The following is a 19,290-nucleotide window of genomic DNA, read 5'->3' as shown; positions in this document are numbered from 1 at the left end:
GTAAACCGCTTCCCAGTCAGGCGGCCGCGCCCAGCGGCGTCAGCCCCGGCAAGGTGGCGAAGCTCTGCTCTCTCACCGTGACCAGAAAATCCTGCATATAGGCGAGGCCGCCGTCGTCGCTGCGCACCGCCGCGTACAACTCGCTGCTCAAACCGCTCTCGCCTATCGGCCGCGCCACCACATAGCCGCGCTCAAGATAGGGCTTGACCGCCCAGTAGGGCAAGGCCGCCACCCCGCGGCGGCTGGCCACCAGCTGGATGATGGCGATGGTCAGCTCGCTGCTGCGCCGCGCCGGGTTGACGCCCGCCGGGCGCAAAACCTTGCGCACCAGATCCAGCATCTCGTCCGGCACCGGGTAATGGATCAGCGTTTCCCCGGCGAAGTCCTCCGCCAGCCAGCAGCGCTTGTTCGCCAGCGGGTGATCCCGCGCCACGATGCCCACCATCTCATAAGCGAACAGCGGCTGGTAATCGACGCCGGCCTGCGGCTCCGCCTCCGACACGATAGCCAGATCGGCGCGATGGCTCAGTAGCAGGCTGACCGGATCGGTGTGGAAGCCGGACACGATGTCCAGTTCAACGCCCGGCCAATGCTGGCGGAATGCGTCCATCGCCGGCATCAACCAGTCAAAGCAGGTATGGCACTCCACCGCCACCCGCAACTCGCCGGCCTCCCCTGGCGCAGCCGCGCCAGATCGCGCTCCGCCGACGCCACCCGGGCGTTCAGGTCATGCGCCAGCGCCAGCAGCCGCTCGCCGGCGGCGGTGAAGCGCAGCGGCTGGGTCTTGCGCTCGAACAAGCTCATGCCATAGCCCTGCTCCAATTGTTTCAACTGGTGCGACAAGGCGGACTGGGTCAGGAACAGGCGGCTGGCCGCCAAAGACACGCTGCCGGTTTCGGCCAGCGCCAGCAGGGTGCGCAGATGTCGGATCTCCAGAATGCTCATCATGAATTCATTTCATGTTAACTGGCAAAATAATGAGTTTGTATCATACAACAGCTTGCGCAATGCTAGGGACATCACGAACCAAGGAGTCCGCCATGACCACCCTGCACCTGCTCGGCTTTCCCCGCATCGGCGCCAAGCGCGAACTGAAGACCCTGCTGGAAAACTACTGGAAAAACGAAATCGACGAAGCCGCGCTGCTGAGCGGCGCGCGCGAACTGCGCCAGCGCCACTGGCTGCTGCAAAAAGGCGCCGGCGTGGAACTGTCCCCGGTAGGCGACTTCTCCCTGTACGACCACGTGCTGGACGCGCAGCTGCTGGTGGGAGCTATTCCGCCGCGCTTCGGCTTCGACGCCGCCCGGCTGAGCACCGAGCAATATTTCCAACTGGCGCGCGGCAACGCCGGCCAGCCGGCGCTGGAAATGACCAAATGGTTCGACACCAACTACCACTATCTGGTGCCGGAATGGCATGAGGACACCGCCTTCCAGGCGCAGCCGGAGCGCCTGCTGGCGCAAGTGCGCGAAGCCCAGGCCCTGGGCCTGCGCGCCAAGCCGGTGCTGCTGGGACCGCTGTCGCTGCTGTGGCTGGGCAAGGCCAAGCACGCCGGCCTGGACAGGCTGTCCTTGCTGCCCGCCCTGCTGCAGGCTTATCGCGACGTGCTGGCCGCGCTGGCGGCGGCCAAGGTGGAATGGGTGCAGATCGACGAGCCCATTCTGGCGCTGGACCTGCCGCCGGAATGGCTGGCCGCCTTCGAACCCGCCTACCGGCAATTGCAGGGCAGTTCCTTGAACCTGCTGCTGGCGACTTACTTCGGCAGCGTCGCCGAACACGCCGAGCTGCTGCAACGCTTGCCGGTGGCCGGCCTGCACCTGGACCTGGTGCGCGCGCCGCTGCAACTGGCGGCCTTCGCCGACGGCTGGCCGCAGGACAAGGTACTGTCCGCCGGCGTCATCGACGGACGCAATATCTGGCGCGCCGATCTGTCCCGCGTGCTGGCCAGCCTGCAACCCTTGGCCGCCGATCTGGGCGAGCGTCTGTGGATCGCCCCCAGCTGCTCGCTGCTGCACGCGCCCTTCGACCTGGCCGCGGAAACCCAGCTCGACGTCGACGTCAAAACCTGGCTCGCCTTCGCGGTGCAAAAACTCAATGAGCTGAAAGTGCTGAAACGCGGCGTGGAGCAAGGCCGCGAAGCCATCGCCAACGAACTGGCCGGCAGCGACTACGCCCGTCAGCAGCGCGCCGCCAGCCCGCTGATCCACCGCCCCGAAGTCCAACAGCGCCTGGCCACGCTGCCGGCCGACGCCGACCGCCGCCACAGCGCCTATCCGGCGCGCGCCGCCGCGCAGCAAGCTTGGCTGAAGCTGCCGCTGCTGCCCACCACCACCATAGGTTCCTTCCCGCAGACGGCCTCCATCCGCGGCGCTCGCGCCGCCTTCAAACGCGGCGAGCTGTCCGCCGACGCCTACCGCCAGGCGATGCGGCAGGAAATCGAGCTGGCGATCCGCCGTCAGGAGGCTTTGGACATCGACGTGCTGGTGCACGGCGAGGCCGAACGCAACGATATGGTGGAGTACTTCGGCGAGCAATTGTCCGGCTTCGTGTTCACCGCGGGCGGCTGGGTGCAAAGCTACGGCAGCCGCTGCGTGAAGCCGCCCATTTTGTTCGGCGACGTGGCGCGGCCGCAAGCAATGACCGTGGAATGGGCGGAGTACGCGCAAAGCCTGACCCCGCGTCCGGTCAAGGGCATGCTGACCGGCCCGGTCACCATCCTGCAATGGAGCTTTGTCCGCGACGACCTGCCGCGCGGCGAAGTCTGCCGCCAGATCGCCCTGGCGCTGAACGACGAGGTGCGCGACCTGGAGACCGCCGGCATCCGCGTGATCCAGATCGACGAACCGGCCATCCGCGAAGGCCTGCCGCTGAAGCGCGCCGACCGCGCCGCCTATCTGGATTGGGCCGGCGAGGCGTTCCGGCTGTCTTGCCACGGCGTGGCCGACGCCACCCAGATCCACACCCATATGTGCTATTCGGAGTTCGGCGACATCCTGCCGGCCATCGCCGCGCTGGACGCCGATGTGATCACCATCGAAACCTCGCGTTCGGACATGGAGCTGTTGCAGGACTTCGGCCACTTCCGCTATCCCAACGCCATCGGCCCCGGCGTCTACGACATCCACAGCCCGCGGGTGCCGCCGGAAGCAGAAATCCAGCAGCTGCTGGAAAAGGCGCTGCAAGTGATCGAGCCGGAAAAACTGTGGGTCAACCCCGATTGCGGCCTGAAAACCCGCGGCTGGCCGGAGGTGGAAGCCGCGCTCTCCAGCATGGTCAAGGTCAGCAAGACGCTGCGCCGGCGTCTGGCGCAGGAGGCCGACGCCGTCGTTTGAAGCGTTCAATCTGCCGGCACAATAGAAAAGGCCCCTCGATCGAGGGGCCTTTTTTCGTTCCGACTCAAGGCTGCAACATGCCCGGCGTCATCATCGCCTTCAAACGCGTCTGCTCTATGCCGTGGCGCTCGCGGTGGCTCAACCACCAGATCGAGCCCTTCTTCACGCTCCACAACTGCTGCTGCTCGGACAACAGGCTGGACGCCAGCCAGCCGATATAGGGCTGATGGCCGACCAGCACCACGGTGCGGTCCGTCTCCGGCCAGCCTATCGCCTCCAGCACCTCCTCCGGCGACGCCGTCGGGTTCAGCGCCGGCAAGGTCTGAAAGCTTTTCGCCAGCAAGGCCGCCGTCTGCTGCGAACGCTTGGCCTCCGAGGCCAGCAGCAGATAATCGCGCGGCAGGCGCACCCGCAGCCAGGACGCCATCTGGCTGGCCTGCTGCTGTCCGCGCCGCGTCAGCGCGCGAGCCAGATCATCGGAGCCGTCCTCGGCCTCGGCGTGGCGCCACAAAATCAAATCCATACACACCCCTCGTCAAATATTTTTAATTCGGCACAAGCGAGCCAAGTCGGGCACCCGCCCAGGGCGGGATGCGCGGCTTGGCGCGACTGCGAAATGAAAACCGCCGGCGCGCTACAACGGGAACAGCGCCAGCAGCAAGGGCACCAACAAGGCGGTGAGCACCCCGTTCAAGCCCATCGCCAGGCCGGCGAAGGCGCCCGCAGTCTCCGACAGCTGAAACACCCGCGCCGTTCCAATCCCGTGCGCGGAAATGCCGGCGGCCACGCCCAGCGCCATATCGTCGCGCAGGCGCAGACCGTTGAACAAGGGCCGCGCCGCCACCGCGCCGAAAACGCCGGACAGGATCACGCACATCGCCGCCAACTCCGGCACCCCGCCGATGCTTTGCGACACGCTCATCGCGATCGGCGTGGTCGCCGCCCGCGTGCTCAGCGACAGCAAAACCTCGCGCGGCAAGCCGAACAGCCAGCCCAGGCCCACGGCGCTGACGACGCCGGTGACGCCGCCCAAGGCGATGCTCAGCGCCAGCGGCCCGGCCGCGCGCTTGAGCCGGCTCAGATTGCCGTACAAGGGCACCGCCAAAGCCACCGTCGCCGGCCCCAGCAACATCTGTATCCACTGCGCGCCCTGCATGTACTGCCGGTAATCGGTGCGCGTCAGCAATAGCCAGCCCAGCACCAGCAACACCCCGATCAAGACCGGGTTGGACAGCGGATGGCCGCGGCAACGGCGATTAAACCCCAAGGCCAGCCGGTAAGCCAGCAGCGTGATGAACACCCCGGTCAGCGGCGACTCCCTCAGCGCGGACAATACGCCGACGCTAGTCATGCCCGCCTCCTCGCCGCCGCGCCAGCATCCAATGCAAGGCCAGCCCCGGCACCAGCAAGGTGATCAAGGTCGACAAGACCAGCACCGCCGCCAGGCGCGCGCCGTAATCGGCCAGCAAGGCCTGATACGCCAGCACCGCGCCGCCGGCCGGGATGAACAGCAAGGACATATGCGCCAGAAAACGCGGCGCATGGGTCTGCAGCGTCGCCGGCACCCCGCGGCGGGCGCACAAGGTGACGAACAGCAGCAGCATGCCCAGAACCGGTCCCGGCACCGGCACGCCCAAACCGCGCGACAAGACCTCCCCCGCCAATTGATAGCCCAGCAGCCACAGCGCAGTCTCCATCATGCGATCATTCCTCCTTCCCCTTGATGACGCCATGATAATCCGCCGGCTTGCGCTTGGGGATAGACAGATGGGCGCGCGTCGCGTCGCAGAAGGGGCGGGACAAGCCCCCGCCGGCTTTGGCATAATGCGCGCCATGCCCAATCCTCCAATCTGGCTGCCGGAACCGCCGGCGCTGTCCGCCGCCGCGCAATCCTGTCTCACCGAAGCCGGCTCGCTGACCGAACGGCTGCAAAGCACCGGCCGCCGCTTCGCCGTGCGCGTGCTGCGGCAAGGCCCCGACGCCTGCCTGGAAGACGAGGCGCAGCCGCTCGGCCTGGCCGCCGGCGCGCCGCTGCAGGCCCGCGAGGTGGCGCTGACCCTGGACGACACCCCGGTGGTGTTCGCCCGCAGCGTCACCCGTCTGGACTGCGCGGCCTGGCAGCCCATTCTAGACCGCGGCAGCCGCTCGCTGGGTCTGACATTGTTCGGCGGTCTGCCCGATTTGCTCCGCGACCCGCTGCGCTACCGCCTCATCGCCGCCGATCATCCGCTGTTCGCGCCGGCGGCCCGACTCAGCCCGCACGCCAGCTACCCGGCGCGGCGCTGCCGCTTTCTGCTGCGGCAGGCGCCCTTGCTGGTTTGCGAACTCTTTTTGCCGGAGCTGGAGAATTTCCTGCGATGAACGCCACCCGCCTCAATGAACGTTTGACGGTTTACATGCAACTGATGCGCATGGACAAACCCATCGGCACTTTCCTGCTGCTGTGGCCTACGCTGTGGGCGCTGCTGATCGCCGGCCAGGGCCGGCCCGACCCGCTGATCGTGCTGATCTTCGTCGTCGGCACCTTTCTGATGCGCTCGGCCGGCTGCGTGATCAACGACTACGCGGACCGCGACTTCGACGGCCACGTGGCGCGCACCCGGCAACGGCCGTTCGCCCGCGGCGCGGTCGGCAAGAAGGAGGCCTTGCTGCTGGCAGCAGGTCTGGCCTTGCTGTCGCTGCTGCTGATCCTGCCGCTGAACGGCCTGACCCTGCTCTTGAGCGTGCCGGCGCTGTTCATCGCCGCCAGCTATCCGTTCACCAAGCGCTTCTTCCCGGTGCCGCAAGCCTATCTGGGCCTGGCCTTCTCCTTCGGCATCCCGATGGCCTTCGCCGCCCAGACCGGCGAGGTGCCGGCGCTGGCCTGGCTGCTCTTGCTGGCCAACGCCAGCTGGACGCTGGCTTACGACACCGCCTACGCGATCAGCGACAAGCCGGACGATCTCAAGATCGGCATCAAGACCTCGGCGATCACCTTCGGCGACTACGACGTGCTGGCCATCATGCTGTTCCACGCCGTCTTCCTCGCGCTGATGGCCGGTATCGGCCTGCATCTGGCGCTGGCCTGGCCTTTTTACCTGTCCTTGCTCGTGGCCGTCGTCTTGATGGCCAAGCAATATCAGGACATCAGGGAACGCGACCGCGCCGCCTGCTTCAAAGCCTTTCTCGACAATAATCGCGTAGGCGCGGCCATCCTCGTCGGCGTGGCGCTCAGCTACTGGTTGCCGTAAAACCCAATGTCATCATTTTGCGGCGCAGCGATACTTTGTGAATTCCTGTGAACTTTTCGAGAAGGGTTCAATCCCAGAGAAGGCATATTCCACCCATTTGGAATTGCAGCCGACATGCACCACCGGCTTCACACAAGAAAGGACATATCATGAAACTGATTTCCGCTCTGATCGCCGCTGCTTTCGCCACTAGCGCCCTGGCCGCCTCCCCGGCGTCCGCGCCCGCCGCCGAAAAGAAAATGGAGCATAAGGCCGAACACAAGCAGGCCGGCAAAAAGCACCACAAGAAGCATGCTTCGGGCGCCGCGCACCACAAGAAATCCGGCCACAAGCATTCGGGAAAGAAAGCTGAACACAAAGCGGCTTCCGCCGCCAAGTAATTGATCGCCGGGCCGAGGGCCCGACGCAAAAACGCCGCGGCTCGCCATGCGCCGCGGCGTTTTCATATCCGGGTACGATCAAAGGCCGGCCGGAGGCCGGCGGCGGGCGTCAGCCGGGCGGAGAATTATTCGCCGAAGCCACAGAACACCTCGCGCATCATCTTCAAGACTTCCAGCGTGCGGATGTCGCCGACGCGGTAATAAACGCGGTTGGCGTCCTTACGCGTGCGCAACACGCCCTTGTCGCGCATAATGGCCAAATGCTGAGAAATATTGCTCTGCGACGTGCCCACCTGCTCGACTATATCCTGCACGCTCACTTCCTGGTCTTCCAGCACCGATATGATCTTCAAACGCAGCGGGTGCGACATAGCCTTCATCGCCCTCGAGGTCTGCTCGATCTGGTCATCGTTGAACAGCAAGGCTTCTCTCCCTGTAGAGTCATTTTATTTAGTCTGACTGCGGTACAATACTACACTAAATCCAATACCATCAAGATTTTCTAATATTCAGAATGTGAATGCCATGAAATCCATCAAACCGGTGTTGTTGTTGATTCTCGACGGTTTTGGCCATCGCACCGAAGGCGATGACAACGCAATTCTTCATGCCTCGATGCCTAATTGGAACCGTCTGCGCCAGACCTTCCCCTACGGCACCATCAACGCCTCGGAAAACTTCGTCGGCCTGCCCTCCGGCCAGTTCGGCAATTCCGAAGTGGGCCACCTCAACATCGGCGCCGGCCGCGTGGTGCAACAGGACATCAGCCGCATAGACTGCGACATCGAAGACGGCCGCTTCGCCGCCAATCCCGCGCTGGTCTCCGGCATCGCCAAAGCCAAGGACGCGACGCTACACATCATGGGCCTGCTGTCCGACGGCGGCGTTCACAGCCATGAAAACCACATTCACTCGCTGATCCGCGCGGCCCAGGCCGCCGGCGTCGCGCGCATCCACGTGCACGCCTTCCTGGACGGCCGCGACACACCGCCGCGCAGCGCCAAGACCTATCTGGAACGGCTGGACGCGGTGCTGGCGGAATGCCCGGCCGCGCGCCTGGCGTCCGTGACCGGCCGCTACTGGGCGATGGACCGCGACAAACGCTGGGAGCGCCTGGAGCCGGCTTACCGGCTGCTGGTGGAAGGCGAAGGCCTGTTCCACGCCCGCAACGGCCTGGAAGCGCTGGAAGCGGCCTACGCCCGCGACGAGAACGACGAGTTCGTCAAGGCCACCGCCATCGGCGAGAGCGCCCGGATGCGCGACGGCGACGTCGTGGTGTTCATGAATTTCCGCGCCGACCGCGCGCGCCAATTGGTCAGCGCGCTGACCGACCCGGCCTTCGACGGCTTCAAGGCGCGCCAGCCCAAGTTCGCCGACTTCGTCACCCTGACCTCCTACGGCGAAGCCTACAGCCGCCTGTCCATCGCCTATCCGCCGCAGAAAATCAGCAACGGCTTCGGCGAATACCTGGCCAGCCAGGGCCTGAAACAGCTGCGCATCGCCGAAACCGAGAAATACCCGCACGTCACCTACTTCTTCAACGGCGGCGAGGAGCAGGTCTATCCCGGCGAAGACCGCATCCTGGTGCCATCGCCCAAGGTGGCCACTTACGACCTGCAGCCGGAAATGAACGCAGGCGAAGTCACAGACAAAATCGTCGCCGCCATCGCCTCCGGCCAATATCAGGCCATCATCTGCAATTACGCCAACGGCGACATGGTGGGCCACAGCGGCATCTTCGACGCCGCGGTCAAGGCGGTGGAAGCGCTGGACGGCTGCGTCGGCCGCTGCGTGGAGGCGATGCGCGCCGCCGGCGGCGAGGTGCTGATCACCGCCGACCACGGCAACTGCGAGCAGATGTACGACGCAGAGCATCACCAGCCGCACACCCAGCACACGCTGAGCCCGGTGCCCTTCCTCTACGTCGGCCGTCCGGCCCGGATTCGCGCCGGCGGCTCGCTGCGCGACATCGCGCCGTCGCTGCTGGCGATGATGGGCCTGGAACAACCAGCGGAGATGACCGGTCAATCGCTGATCGAACTCCAATAAGACCCGCCGCCGCCGGCCCCGCCGGCGTCAAGGAGCCGGACCCCTCGCTCGAGGACGGGGCGTCCGGCCCGCGGCCCAAGCAGAAAGCATATTCCCGGCCATGAAACCCTATGTCCTGATGGCAGCCTTGATCGCCGGAAGCAGCCACGCCGCGCCTCCGGCCTCCGCCGCGCTGTCCACCGCCCCGCACCAGCAAGATCTCAAATCGGTGCGCAAGGAAATCGACACCCTGAAAAAAGACATCGCCCAGAAACAGGCGGTGCAAAAAGAAGCCCAATCGGCGATCAAGGAATCGGAACAAGCCATTAGCCAGACCAGCCAGGCGCTGGTGAAGCTGGAAAAGAAACAAAGCAGCTCGGAACAGCAGCTCGAAGCGCTGCGCGCCCAGATCAACGCCAGCCGCAACAGCCTGGCCGCGGTGCGCCAGCGCGTGGCCCTGATGCTGGCGCGCCAGTACAAGAGCGGCCAGCACGACGCGATGAAGCTGATGATGAACGCGAACGACCCCAATCAGAGCGCGCGCGACCTCGCCTACTATCAGCACATCGCCCGCGCCCAACAGCAATTGGTGGCCCAGCTGATCACCCACCAGCACGAGTTGGAAGCGCTGTCCTTCCAGCTGGAGCAGGAACTGGCGCGGCTCAACTCGCTGTCGGACCGCAAGAGCCAGGAAAAGAGCTCGCTGCAGCAGGACAAGGCCAGCCAGCAGCAAGAACTCAACAAGGTCACCGGCGAGATCAAGACGGGACAGAGCAAACTCAGCCAGTTGCAGGAAAACGAAAAACGCCTGACCGGCCTGATCGCCCAGATCAACAAGGAAATCCAGCGTCGCCGCGCCGAGATCGCGCGCAAGGCGGCGGAAGAACGCAAGGCCAGGCTGGCCGCCGCCCGCGAAGCCGCGCGCAAGGAAAACGAACGCCGCCGCAAGCTGGCGGAAAACGCCAAGAAACAAGGCAAGCCGGTGCCGGAGGAAGCCAAGCAGACGGTCACGGTGAAAGAGGAAGCCATCACCGACGTGGCCGACGACAGCGCCGCCGGCCGCGCCTTCGTCAGCCTGCAGGGGCGGATGAAAATGCCGGTGGCCGGACAATTGGTCGGCCGCTTCGGCAAGCCGCGCCAGCAAGGCGTCAGCTGGAAAGGCCTGTTCATCCAGACCGCCAACGGCACCCCGGTGCGCAGCGTGGCCGACGGCACCGTGGTGTTCGCCGATCAACTGCGCGGTTTCGGCAACGCCGTTCTGGTCGATCACGGCGGCAATTACATGACGGTCTATACCGGACTATCGGTGATAGGCAAATCCGTGGGCAGCAGCGTCAAGGCCGGCGACACGATCGGCAACACAGGAACACTGGACAGCGGCGAATCCGGCCTGTACTTTGAAATCCGACACATGGGACGACCCCTAAACCCGCAAGCCTGGGCGCGCTAAGCCAGGCAACGGAGACAGATAACAAACATGAGCAGCCAAAGAATGAAGAAGATTGCCTGGCTAGTGGCCGGCGCCATGGCCGGCGGCGTGCTGACGCTGAGCATGCAAGCCTTTGCCGACAAGGGCGAATCCCCTCTGCCGCTGAGCGAGCTGCGCACCTTCGCCGAAGTGTTTGGCCGCATCAAGCAGGACTACGTCGACCCGGTGGAAGACAAGAAGCTGATCACCGCCGCCATCAAGGGCATGCTGACCGGTCTGGACCCGCACTCCGACTACATGGACCCGGAGGCCTTCAAGGAACTCAAGGAAGGCACCCAGGGTGAATTCGGCGGCCTGGGCATCGAGATCGGCGCCGAGGACGGCCTGGTCAAGGTGGTGTCCCCTATCGAGGACACGCCGGCGCAGAAGGCGGGCATCAAGAGCGGCGACCTGATCATCAAGATCGACGACACCCCGGTGCGCGGCCTGTCCCTGACCGACGCGGTGAAGAAAATGCGCGGCAAGCCGGGCACCAAGGTCACGCTGACCATCGCCCGCAAGACCGAGACCAAACCGCTGGTGTTCACGCTGGCGCGCGCAGTGATCAAGACCAAGAGCGTCAAATACAAGCTGTTGGAGCCGGACTTCGGCTATGTGCGCATCACCCAGTTCCAGGAGCACACCTCCGAGGACCTGGCCGCCGGCGTGCAGGCGCTTTACAAGGAAAACAAGCAGGGGCTGAAAGGCCTGGTGCTGGACCTGCGCGACGATCCGGGCGGACTGCTCAACGGCGCGGTCGGCGTATCCGCCGCCTTCCTCGCCAAGAACCAGCTGGTGGTCTACACCGAAGGCCGCACGCCCGACGCCAAGATGCGCTTGACCGCCAATCTGCAGAACTACGCTCGCCCCAACGGCAGCGACCCGCTGGCCCGGCTGCCGGTGGAAGCCCGCAACGTGCCGCTGGTGGTGCTGGTCAACGGCGGCTCCGCCTCGGCGTCGGAAATCGTCGCCGGCGCGCTGCAAGACCACAAGCGCGCGGTGCTGGTGGGCACCCAGACCTTCGGCAAGGGCTCGGTGCAATCCATCATGCCGCTGGGCAACGCCGGCGGCATCAAGCTGACCACCGCGCGCTACTTCACGCCCAACGGCCGCTCGATCCAGGCCAAGGGCATCGTGCCCGACGTGGTGGTGGAGGACGGCACGCTGACCGCGGCGGAACAAGCCATCCGCGTGCGCGAAGCCGATCTGGAAAACCACTTGGCCAACCCCAACGGCGAGGACAAGCCGGCGTCCAAGAGCAGCGTCAAGCCGGCTCCCGCTCCGGCCCCCAGCCGGCCCCGGCCAAGCCGGACGACGGCAAGGACAAGGCCAAGCCGGAAGAAAAGAGCCAGTTCGGTCCGCGCGATCCCAACCCCAAGAACGACAACCAGCTGTCGCAGGCGCTGAACATTCTCAAGGTGCAGCAAATCCTGCAGAAAAAAGGCAGCTGATCCCGCGACGGCAGCCATCGCGCGCCCCTGGTTTTTCCAGGGGCGTTTTTCATGCGCGCCCGCTATTGTCCTCCTGCAAAACACCGTCATTCCTGCTACGCTATCCGGCTCAACCCTAGTTTTCCGGCCGGAGCCGCTGACCCCATGCTTACCCGCGAATTCGTGCTTTCCTTTCGCGAAGCCGCCCCTATATCAACGCCTACCGCGGCAAGACCTTCGTGCTGGCCGTCAGCGGAGAAACCCTGCAGGACGGCGAATTCGCCAGCCTGGCCCAGGACATCAACCTCTTGGTCAGCCTGGGCGTGCGCATCGTGCTGGTGCACGGCATCCGCCCGCAGATCGAAGGCCTGCTGAAACGACACGGCATCGCCCGCCTGTTCCACCGCGACCGCCGCGTCACCGACGCCGCCACCATGGATGTGGTCAAGCAGGCGGCCGGCGCCACCCGCTGCGACATCGAAGCGCTGCTGTCCATGGGCATGCCCAATTCGCCGATGCACGGCGCCCATCTGCGCGTGGCCGGCGGCAACTTCGTCACCGCCCAGCCGCTGGGCGTGCTGGACGGCGTGGACATGCAATACACCGGCCAGGTGCGCCGCGCCGACGGCGCCGCCATCCGCGCCCGCCTAGACCACGGCGAACTGGTGCTACTGTCGCCCATCGGCTACTCGCTGACCGGCGAGGCCTTCAACCTGACCATGGAAGAGCTGGCCACCCATGTCGCCATCACCCTGAAGGCGGAAAAGCTGATCTTCGTGATCGAGCAACGCGGCGTGATGCTGGACGAGGAACTGATCAGCACGCTGACCGCGCAGCAGGCCGAGGACCTGCTGGCCTCCGGCCGGCTGCAGGAAGACGTCAGCGCCTACCTGCCCTACGCCATCCGCGCCACCCGCGAAGGCATTCCGCGCGCCCACTTGATCAGCCGCCACGCCGACGGCGCCTTGCTGGTGGAACACTTCACCCGCGGCGGCAACGGCACCATGATCGCCCGCGATCCGCTGGTGAGGGTGCGCAACGCCAGCATCGAAGACATCGGCGACATCATCGGCCTGATCCAGCCGCTGGAAGAACAAGGCGTGCTGGTCAAGCGCAGCCGCGAACACCTGGAAGTGGAGATCGGCGAATACTCGGTGCTGGAGCACGACGGCAAGATCTACGGCTGCGTGGCCATGCACTCCTTCCCCGACTCCGGCACCGCCGAACTGGCCTGCCTGGCGGTGGCTCAGGACAAGCGCGACGGCGGCTTCGGCGAGATGCTGCTCAAACATGTGGAATACCAGGCGCGCACCCAGGGCCTGCAATCGCTGTTCGTGCTCACCACCCAGACCGCGCACTGGTTTGTCGAGCGCGGCTTCGCCGAGGCGGACAAGAGCGCGTTGCCGCTGGCGCGGCAGCAGTTCTACAACTATCAGCGCCGCTCCAAGGTTTTCGTCAAGGTCTTGTAAGCCTAGGGCCGCGTCGAGGTTGGAAGCGTTTCATCTCTGTGACACAATATTGAATTAACCTTTTTCCGATATTTTAAGGATTGCGCCATGAGCAGAACCGTCAATTGCGTCAAGCTGGGCCGCGAAGCCGAGGCCCTCGACTTCCCGCCGCTGCCGGGCGAACTGGGCAAGCGAGTGTTTGAGAACGTGTCCAAGGAAGCCTGGCAAGGCTGGCTGCGCTATCAGACCATGCTGATCAACGAAAACCGCCTGAGCCTGGCCGACGCCCGCGCCCGCCAGTATCTGGCCGCGCAGCTGGAAGCCTATTTCTTCGGCGACGGCGCCGACGCTCCCGCCGGCTATACTCCGCCGCAGAACTAATCGCCATGCCCAGCCCTCCAAGCGAGGGCTTTGTTTTTCCCTGAACTCTCCACTGTTGGCTTGAACCCCGTATGTCACACACGCAAGACCTGCTGATCAACCGCGAACTTGGCCTGCTCGAATTCAACCGCCGCGTGCTGGCCCAGGCGGAAGACGCCAACCTGCCGCTGCTGGAACGGCTGAAATTCCTGTGCATCGTGTCCTCCAACATGGACGAGTTCTTCGAAGTGCGCGTGGCCTGGCTGCAGGAAACCGCCGAGGCCACCCCGGAGCGCATCCTGGCCGACGGCTCCACGCCGGAACAGGCGCTGGCCAAGGTGGCCACCGCCGCGCACCAATTGGTGCGCGACCAGTACGCGGTGATGAGCGAAGTGCTGTTCCCGGCGCTGCGCGAGGAAAACATCATCTTCCTGCGCCGCAATGAATGGAGCCCGGCTCAGCAGCAATGGGTGCGGGATTTCTTCTTCCGCGAACTGATGCCCATCCTGACCCCGATAGGTTTGGACCCGTCCCACCCCTTCCCCAAGGTGCTGAACAAATCCTTGAACTTCGCGGTGGAGCTGGAAGGCCGCGACGCCTTCGGCCGCGCCTCCGGCATCGCCATCGTCCAGGCGCCGCGCATCCTGCCGCGCGTGATCAAGCTGCCGGCGGACGTCAGCGACGGCCACCGCCACACCTTCGTCTTCCTGTCCTCCATCCTGCACTCGCACGTGCACGAGCTGTTCAGCGGCATGGCGGTCAAGGGCTGCTACCAATTCCGCGTCACCCGCGACAGCGAGCTGACGGTGGAAGACGAGGAAGTGAAAAACCTGCGCACCGCCTTGCAAGGCGAGTTGCGCCAGCGCCAGTTCGGCGACGCGGTGCGGCTGGAGATCGCCGACACCTGCCCGGCGCACATGGAAGAATTCCTGCTGACCCAGTTCAACCTCAAGCCGCGCGACGTCTACCGCGTCAACGGCCCGGTCAATCTGGTGCGGCTGATGCAGGTGCCGGACCTGGTGGACCGGCCGGATCTGAAGTTCACGCCCTTCATCCCCACGCTGCCGGAAATGCTGCGCAAGAAAACGCCGCTGTTCGACGCCATCCGCAAAGGCGACATCCTGCTGCATCACCCCTTCCAGAGCTTCCAGCCGGTGATAGACATGCTGACGCTGGCCGCGTCCGATCCGCACGTGGTGGCCATCAAGATGACGGTGTACCGCACCGGCACCGACTCGGTGCTGATGGAATCGCTGATCGCCGCCGCCCGCGCCGGCAAACAGGTGACCGTGGTGGTGGAATTGATGGCCCGCTTCGACGAGGAAGCCAATATCGGCTGGGCCAGCCGGCTGGAAGACGCCGGCGCCCACGTGGTCTACGGCGTGATCGGCTACAAAGTGCACGCCAAGATGCTGATGGTGGTGCGCCGCGAGGAACACGGCCTGCGCCGCTACGTGCACCTGGGCACCGGCAACTACCACCCGCGCACCGCCCGCCTCTACACCGATTTCGGCCTGCTGACCTGCAATGAGCAGATCGCCAGCGACGTCAACGACATCTTCGTGCAGCTGACCGGCCTGGGCCGCGCCAGCCAGCTCAAGCTGCTGTTCCAGAGCCCGTTCACCCTGCACAGCATGGTAATGGAGGCGATAGACCGCGAAATCGCCCACGCCCAGGCCGGCAAGCCGGCGCAGATCATCGCCAAGATGAACGCCCTTCTGGAAAGCCAGGTGATTCACGCGCTGTACCGCGCCAGCCAGGCCGGGGTCAAGATCCAGCTGATCGTGCGCGGCGTGTGCGCGCTGCGGCCCGGCGTGCCGGGGCTGTCCGACAACATCGTCGTGCGCTCCATCGTCGGCCGCTTCCTGGAACACCCGCGCGTGTTCTACTTCCACAACGACCGCAAGGAAGACCTGCTGATCGCCAGCGCCGACTGGATGGGCCGCAACTTCTTCCGCCGCATCGAAACCTGCGTGCCCATCGTCGACGTCAAACTCAAGCGCCGGGTGATCAAGGAAGCGCTGCGTCTCTATCTGGACGACAACGTCAACGCCTGGGACATGCTGCCGGACGGCAGCTACAAACGCCGCAGCTCCCGCGGCAAGCCGCACTGCGCGCAACTGCAATTGCTGGAAGAGTACACCCGCTGACACCCGGCCCGCGGCCAGGCCGCGGGCGCGTTCCCCCGCAAGGACCACCATGGAAATCGCCGGCTACAGTCTTGCCGCCCTGCTCATCGTCGCCGGCCTGGCCGGCACCATGCTGCCCATCATCCCCGGCCTGCCGCTGATGTTCGGCGGCCTGCTGCTGGCCGCCTGGCTGGACAACTTCAACCACCTGGGCGCCATCAGCCTGATCATCATGGCCCTGCTCACCGCGCTGGGCCTGGTAATTGACTTCTTCGCCGGCCTGCTGGGCGCCAAGGCTAGCGGCGCCAGCAGCCAGGCGCTGTGGGGCGCCTTCATCGGCGGCATCGTCGGCATGTTCTTCGGCCTGGCCGGCGTGCTGCTCGGCCCGCTGGTCGGCGCCGTCATCGGCGAGTTCATCGCCCGCAAGGACGCCTTCCAGGCCGGCAAGGTCGGCATCGGCACCTTTATCGGCTTCATCGTCGGCGCGGTGGCCAAGGTGGCCTGCGCCTTCGCCATGCTGGCGACGGCGGCGCTGGCGCTACTGTTCTAGCGACCGCGCGGCTGACCTAAGAACCTATTCAACGTCTACTGCGCTTCGGCGATACGGCGTTGAAACCGGCTTCAGAATGCTCATGTACCGTATGTACATTCCGCTTCTTCAGCCGTTTTCGCCTTGTCTCGCCCTTGCTCGCGAGACTTTGAACAGGCTCTACACCGGGGGATTTGGTAGAATCCCGGTTTATCCCCTTCAATCCAGCGTGAATACCGATGGCACAATATGTAATGTCCATGCTCCGCGTGAGCAAGATCGTTCCGCCCAAGCGCCAGATCATCAAGGACATCTCCCTGTCCTTCTTCCCCGGCGCCAAGATCGGCCTGCTGGGCCTGAACGGCGCCGGTAAATCCACCGTGCTGCGCATCATGGCCGGCGCGGACAAGGAATACGAAGGCGAGGTGCAGCACCTGGCCGGCGTCAAGATCGGCTACCTGCCGCAGGAACCGCAGCTGGACCCTGAAAAAACCGTGCGCGAGGAAGTGGAAAGCGGCATGGGCGACGTGATGGGCGCGCAAAAGCGCCTGGAAGAGGTCTACGCCGCCTACGCCGACCCGGACGCCGACTTCGACGCGCTGGCCGAAGAACAAGCCAAGCTGGAAGCCATCATCGCCGCCGGCGCCAACGACAACGTAGAACACCAGCTGGAAATCGCCGCCGACGCGCTGCGCCTGCCGCCGTGGGACGCCAAGATCGCCCCGCTGTCCGGCGGCGAGAAGCGCCGCGTGGCGCTGTGCAAGCTGCTGCTGTCCAAGCCCGACATGCTGCTGCTGGACGAACCCACCAACCACCTGGACGCGGAATCGGTGGAATGGCTGGAGCAATTCCTGGTGCGCTTCCCCGGCACCGTGGTGGCCGTCACCCACGACCGCTACTTCCTGGACAACGCCGCCGAATGGATTCTGGAACTGGACCGCGGCGAAGGCATCCCGTGGAAAGGCAATTACTCCAGCTGGCTGGAGCAGAAGGAAGCCCGCCTGGCGCAGGAATCCAAGAGCGAAGGCGCGCGCATGAAGGCGATGAAGCAGGAACTGGAATGGGTGCGCCAGAACCCGAAAGGCCGCCAGGCCAAATCCAAGGCGCGTCTGGCCCGCTTCGAGGAACTGTCCAGCTACGAAACCCAGAAGCGCAACGAAACCCAGGAAATCTTCATCCCGGTGGCCGAGCGCCTGGGCAATGAGGTGATCGAGTTCAACGGCGTGTCCAAGGGCTTCGGCGACCGCCTGCTGATCGACAATCTCAGCTTCAAGGCCCCGCCGGGCGCCATCGTCGGCATCATCGGCCCCAACGGCGCCGGTAAATCGACGCTGTTCAAGATGATTGCCGGCAAGGAACAGCCGGACAGCGGCGAGGTCAAGATCGGCCAGACCGTGCAGATGGCCTTTGTCGAGCAGACTCGCGAGGGCCTGGACGGCGACAAGACCGTGTTCGAGGACGTGGCCGCCGGCGCCGACATCCTCACCGTGGGCAAGTTCGAGATGTCCAGCCGCGCCTACCTCGGCCGCTTCAACTTCAAGGGCGCCGATCAGCAGAAGAAGGTGGGCATGCTCTCCGGCGGCGAACGCGGCCGCCTGCACCTGGCCAAAACCCTGCTCCAGGGCGGCAATGTGCTGCTGCTGGACGAACCGTCCAACGACCTGGACGTGGAAACCCTGCGCGCGCTGGAAGACGCCTTGCTGGAATACGCCGGCACCGTGTTCGTGATCTCCCACGACCGCTGGTTCCTGGACCGTATCGCCACTCACATCCTGGCGGCGGAAGGCGAATCGCAATGGACCTTCTTCGACGGCAACTATCAGGAATACGAAGCCGACAAGAAGAAACGCCTGGGCGAGGAAGCCGCCAAGCCCAAGCGCATCCGCTACAAGCCGATCAGCCGCTAAAACAAAGCCCGGGTTCTCCGGGCTTTTTTCATGCGCTCACAGCGTCTTCAGGCGCCCGCGGAACTCATCCAGCCGCTGGTAACCCTTGGCCTGCATGATGGCGGCCAGCTCCGCCTCGATGCGATCGAAGGCGCTGACGCCCTCCTCGTGCAGGCAGGTGCCCACCTGCACCGCGGCGGCGCCGGCCAGGATGTGCATGAAGGCCTCCGCCCCGCTCTTCACCCCGCCGCAGCCTATCACATGCTTGTCGGCCAGCAGCAGGGCGAACTCGCGCACATTGGCCAGCGCCGTCGGCAACACGTAGTCGCCGCCCAAGCCGCCCAGCCCGCCCTTGGGCTTGATCACCGCGGACTCGCTGTCCAGATCGATCACCAGGCCGTTGCCCACCGAGTTGATGCAGGTGACGAAGCGCAGCAGCGGGAAGGCGTTCAACACCGCGGCCATGGCGGCGAAGTGCGCCGGATCGAAATACGGCGGCAACTTGACGCCGAACGGTCGCGCGTACACCCGGCTGATCGCCGCCAGAGCCTCGGCGCTGGCGGCGAAGTCATAGCCCAGCTGCGGCTTGCCCGGCAGATTGGGGCAGGACAGGTTCACCTCCGGCAGGCAGGGCAGCTTCAGCGCCGCCAGTTCGGTCAGGATGGTCAGGGTGTCGTCCAGCGTCATGCCGGACACGGACAGAAACAGCGGCTTGGCGTCGTCGTAAGCCTGGGCGTAGTCCAGGTAATAGCGGTAGCCCTCGTTGGGCAGGCCCATGGAATTGATGCTGCCCAGCGTGGTGCGCCGATAACGCGGCTCGGGATTGCCGGCGCGCGGCTCCAGCGTGCAGCTCTTGGTCACCACCGCGCCGGCGGCGGAGCGGCGCACCTGCTCCAGTTCCTCCCGCGTGCGGCAATAGACGCCGGAAGCGTTGAACAGGGGGCTGGCCATCTTCATGCCCAGCCAGGAAACGGATAGATCCAGCGACATCGCGCCCTCCGGCGAATTCATCTGCCGGCGATGATAGACGCAAGCCTCGCCGGCCATGCTGCGCCAAGTCAAAACCGGCG

Annotated in this window: 17 protein-coding genes and 1 pseudogene; 12 read left to right on the top strand and 6 right to left on the bottom strand. The window is 65.1% G+C overall.

All coding sequences use genetic code 11. The annotated features are described in order from the left end of the window. Positions 1 to 16: 16 nt before the first annotated feature. Positions 17 to 948: pseudogene (locus HQN78_RS00570) on the bottom strand (LysR family transcriptional regulator). Between the two features lie 11 nt (positions 949 to 959). Between HQN78_RS00570 and metE the strand changes: the two are divergent. After that, the gene (metE, locus tag HQN78_RS00565) at positions 960 to 3,332 is read left to right on the top strand and encodes a 5-methyltetrahydropteroyltriglutamate--homocysteine S-methyltransferase (RefSeq protein WP_370646585.1); all 2,373 of its coding nucleotides are present in this window, start codon (positions 960 to 962) and stop codon (positions 3,330 to 3,332) included. Between the two features lie 64 nt (positions 3,333 to 3,396). On the opposite strand, the gene HQN78_RS00560 is transcribed toward metE, so the two are convergent. From HQN78_RS00560 to HQN78_RS00550, 3 genes are all read right to left on the bottom strand, one after another. After that, positions 3,397 to 3,855, bottom strand: a complete 459-nt coding sequence (locus HQN78_RS00560; RefSeq protein WP_107798500.1) for a histidine phosphatase family protein — start codon at positions 3,853 to 3,855, stop codon at positions 3,397 to 3,399. Between the two features lie 111 nt (positions 3,856 to 3,966). Beyond that, positions 3,967 to 4,683: an LrgB family protein gene (locus HQN78_RS00555; RefSeq protein WP_235087306.1), complete on the bottom strand. Its 717-nt coding sequence runs from the start codon at positions 4,681 to 4,683 to the stop codon at positions 3,967 to 3,969. Continuing rightward, positions 4,676 to 5,032 carry a CidA/LrgA family protein gene (locus HQN78_RS00550; RefSeq protein ID WP_107798498.1) on the bottom strand — a complete coding sequence of 119 codons (357 nt, stop codon included), beginning with the start codon at positions 5,030 to 5,032 and terminating at the stop codon, positions 4,676 to 4,678. Before HQN78_RS00550 ends, HQN78_RS00555 begins: the two co-directional genes overlap by 8 nt. Before the next feature lie 133 nt (positions 5,033 to 5,165). Here HQN78_RS00550 and HQN78_RS00545 point away from each other — a divergent pair, with 133 nt between their 5' ends. The 3 genes from HQN78_RS00545 to HQN78_RS00535 all read left to right on the top strand — a co-directional run bounded on the left by HQN78_RS00545 (position 5,166) and on the right by HQN78_RS00535 (position 6,942). Then, a complete protein-coding gene (locus HQN78_RS00545; RefSeq protein WP_227104441.1) occupies positions 5,166 to 5,693 on the top strand; it encodes a chorismate lyase in 528 nt (175 codons plus the stop codon). Further along, positions 5,690 to 6,562 (top strand): 4-hydroxybenzoate octaprenyltransferase, encoded by an 873-nt coding sequence (gene ubiA / locus HQN78_RS00540; protein WP_235087302.1) that lies wholly within the window; start codon positions 5,690 to 5,692, stop codon positions 6,560 to 6,562. The genes HQN78_RS00545 and ubiA overlap by 4 nt, the downstream gene beginning before the upstream one ends. 149 nt (positions 6,563 to 6,711) lie before the next feature. Further along, the gene (locus HQN78_RS00535; RefSeq protein ID WP_199225815.1) at positions 6,712 to 6,942 is read left to right on the top strand and encodes a hypothetical protein; all 231 of its coding nucleotides are present in this window, start codon (positions 6,712 to 6,714) and stop codon (positions 6,940 to 6,942) included. 125 nt (positions 6,943 to 7,067) lie between these two features. Here HQN78_RS00535 and HQN78_RS00530 read toward each other — a convergent pair whose 3' ends face one another. After that, positions 7,068 to 7,364: a helix-turn-helix transcriptional regulator gene (locus HQN78_RS00530; protein ID WP_019100570.1), complete on the bottom strand. Its 297-nt coding sequence runs from the start codon at positions 7,362 to 7,364 to the stop codon at positions 7,068 to 7,070. Positions 7,365 to 7,467: 103 nt separating this feature from the next. Between HQN78_RS00530 and gpmI the strand changes: the two genes are divergently transcribed. The 8 genes from gpmI to ettA all read left to right on the top strand — a co-directional run bounded on the left by gpmI (position 7,468) and on the right by ettA (position 18,241). Further along, on the top strand, positions 7,468 to 8,991 hold the full coding sequence (gene gpmI / locus HQN78_RS00525) for a 2,3-bisphosphoglycerate-independent phosphoglycerate mutase (RefSeq protein WP_107798495.1): 1,524 nt from the start codon (positions 7,468 to 7,470) through the stop codon (positions 8,989 to 8,991). A 100-nt stretch (positions 8,992 to 9,091) separates the two neighbouring features. Further along, positions 9,092 to 10,420, top strand: a complete 1,329-nt coding sequence (locus HQN78_RS00520; protein WP_107798494.1) for a murein hydrolase activator EnvC — start codon at positions 9,092 to 9,094, stop codon at positions 10,418 to 10,420. A 27-nt stretch (positions 10,421 to 10,447) separates the two neighbouring features. After that, a complete protein-coding gene (locus HQN78_RS00515; protein ID WP_235087300.1) occupies positions 10,448 to 11,845 on the top strand; it encodes a S41 family peptidase in 1,398 nt (465 codons plus the stop codon). Positions 11,846 to 12,107: 262 nt separating this feature from the next. Continuing rightward, positions 12,108 to 13,337 (top strand): amino-acid N-acetyltransferase, encoded by a 1,230-nt coding sequence (gene argA, locus HQN78_RS00510; RefSeq protein ID WP_235087297.1) that lies wholly within the window; start codon positions 12,108 to 12,110, stop codon positions 13,335 to 13,337. Positions 13,338 to 13,424: 87 nt separating this feature from the next. Beyond that, positions 13,425 to 13,697 (top strand): oxidative damage protection protein, encoded by a 273-nt coding sequence (locus HQN78_RS00505; protein WP_048409108.1) that lies wholly within the window; start codon positions 13,425 to 13,427, stop codon positions 13,695 to 13,697. Positions 13,698 to 13,768: 71 nt separating this feature from the next. Then, entirely contained in the window at positions 13,769 to 15,826 is a 2,058-nt protein-coding gene (gene ppk1 / locus HQN78_RS00500) for a polyphosphate kinase 1 (RefSeq protein WP_227104447.1), read from the top strand. 49 nt (positions 15,827 to 15,875) lie between these two features. After that, positions 15,876 to 16,355, top strand: coding sequence for a DUF456 domain-containing protein (locus HQN78_RS00495; protein WP_019100492.1), 480 nt, complete (start codon positions 15,876 to 15,878; stop codon positions 16,353 to 16,355). 218 nt (positions 16,356 to 16,573) lie between these two features. Further along, positions 16,574 to 18,241 (top strand): energy-dependent translational throttle protein EttA, encoded by a 1,668-nt coding sequence (ettA, locus tag HQN78_RS00490; protein ID WP_107798490.1) that lies wholly within the window; start codon positions 16,574 to 16,576, stop codon positions 18,239 to 18,241. Between the two features lie 36 nt (positions 18,242 to 18,277). On the opposite strand, the gene HQN78_RS00485 is transcribed toward ettA, so the two are convergent. Next, positions 18,278 to 19,210, bottom strand: a complete 933-nt coding sequence (locus HQN78_RS00485; RefSeq protein WP_235087295.1) for a dihydroorotate oxidase — start codon at positions 19,208 to 19,210, stop codon at positions 18,278 to 18,280. Positions 19,211 to 19,290 lie beyond the last annotated feature (80 nt).

This window comes from Chromobacterium sp. Beijing (genome assembly GCF_021496765.1).
GTDB lineage: Bacteria > Pseudomonadota > Gammaproteobacteria > Burkholderiales > Chromobacteriaceae > Chromobacterium.
Note: the sequence above shows the minus strand (reverse complement) of the source record. Positions and strands in the feature narration are given on the sequence as shown.

Bases quoted from the DNA above. Each gene is read 5' to 3' on its own strand.
- metE (WP_370646585.1), top strand. From the start codon at position 960: ATGTTAACTGGCAAAATAATGAGTTTGTATCATACAACAGCTTGCGCA.
- HQN78_RS00560 (WP_107798500.1), bottom strand. From the start codon at position 3,855: ATGGATTTGATTTTGTGGCGCCACGCCGAGGCCGAGGACGGCTCCGAT.
- HQN78_RS00555 (WP_235087306.1), bottom strand. From the start codon at position 4,683: ATGACTAGCGTCGGCGTATTGTCCGCGCTGAGGGAGTCGCCGCTGACC.
- HQN78_RS00550 (WP_107798498.1), bottom strand. From the start codon at position 5,032: ATGATGGAGACTGCGCTGTGGCTGCTGGGCTATCAATTGGCGGGGGAG.
- HQN78_RS00545 (WP_227104441.1), top strand. From the start codon at position 5,166: ATGCCCAATCCTCCAATCTGGCTGCCGGAACCGCCGGCGCTGTCCGCC.
- ubiA (WP_235087302.1), top strand. From the start codon at position 5,690: ATGAACGCCACCCGCCTCAATGAACGTTTGACGGTTTACATGCAACTG.
- HQN78_RS00535 (WP_199225815.1), top strand. From the start codon at position 6,712: ATGAAACTGATTTCCGCTCTGATCGCCGCTGCTTTCGCCACTAGCGCC.
- gpmI (WP_107798495.1), top strand. From the start codon at position 7,468: ATGAAATCCATCAAACCGGTGTTGTTGTTGATTCTCGACGGTTTTGGC.
- HQN78_RS00520 (WP_107798494.1), top strand. From the start codon at position 9,092: ATGAAACCCTATGTCCTGATGGCAGCCTTGATCGCCGGAAGCAGCCAC.
- HQN78_RS00515 (WP_235087300.1), top strand. From the start codon at position 10,448: ATGAGCAGCCAAAGAATGAAGAAGATTGCCTGGCTAGTGGCCGGCGCC.
- HQN78_RS00505 (WP_048409108.1), top strand. From the start codon at position 13,425: ATGAGCAGAACCGTCAATTGCGTCAAGCTGGGCCGCGAAGCCGAGGCC.
- ppk1 (WP_227104447.1), top strand. From the start codon at position 13,769: ATGTCACACACGCAAGACCTGCTGATCAACCGCGAACTTGGCCTGCTC.
- HQN78_RS00495 (WP_019100492.1), top strand. From the start codon at position 15,876: ATGGAAATCGCCGGCTACAGTCTTGCCGCCCTGCTCATCGTCGCCGGC.
- ettA (WP_107798490.1), top strand. From the start codon at position 16,574: ATGGCACAATATGTAATGTCCATGCTCCGCGTGAGCAAGATCGTTCCG.
- HQN78_RS00485 (WP_235087295.1), bottom strand. From the start codon at position 19,210: ATGTCGCTGGATCTATCCGTTTCCTGGCTGGGCATGAAGATGGCCAGC.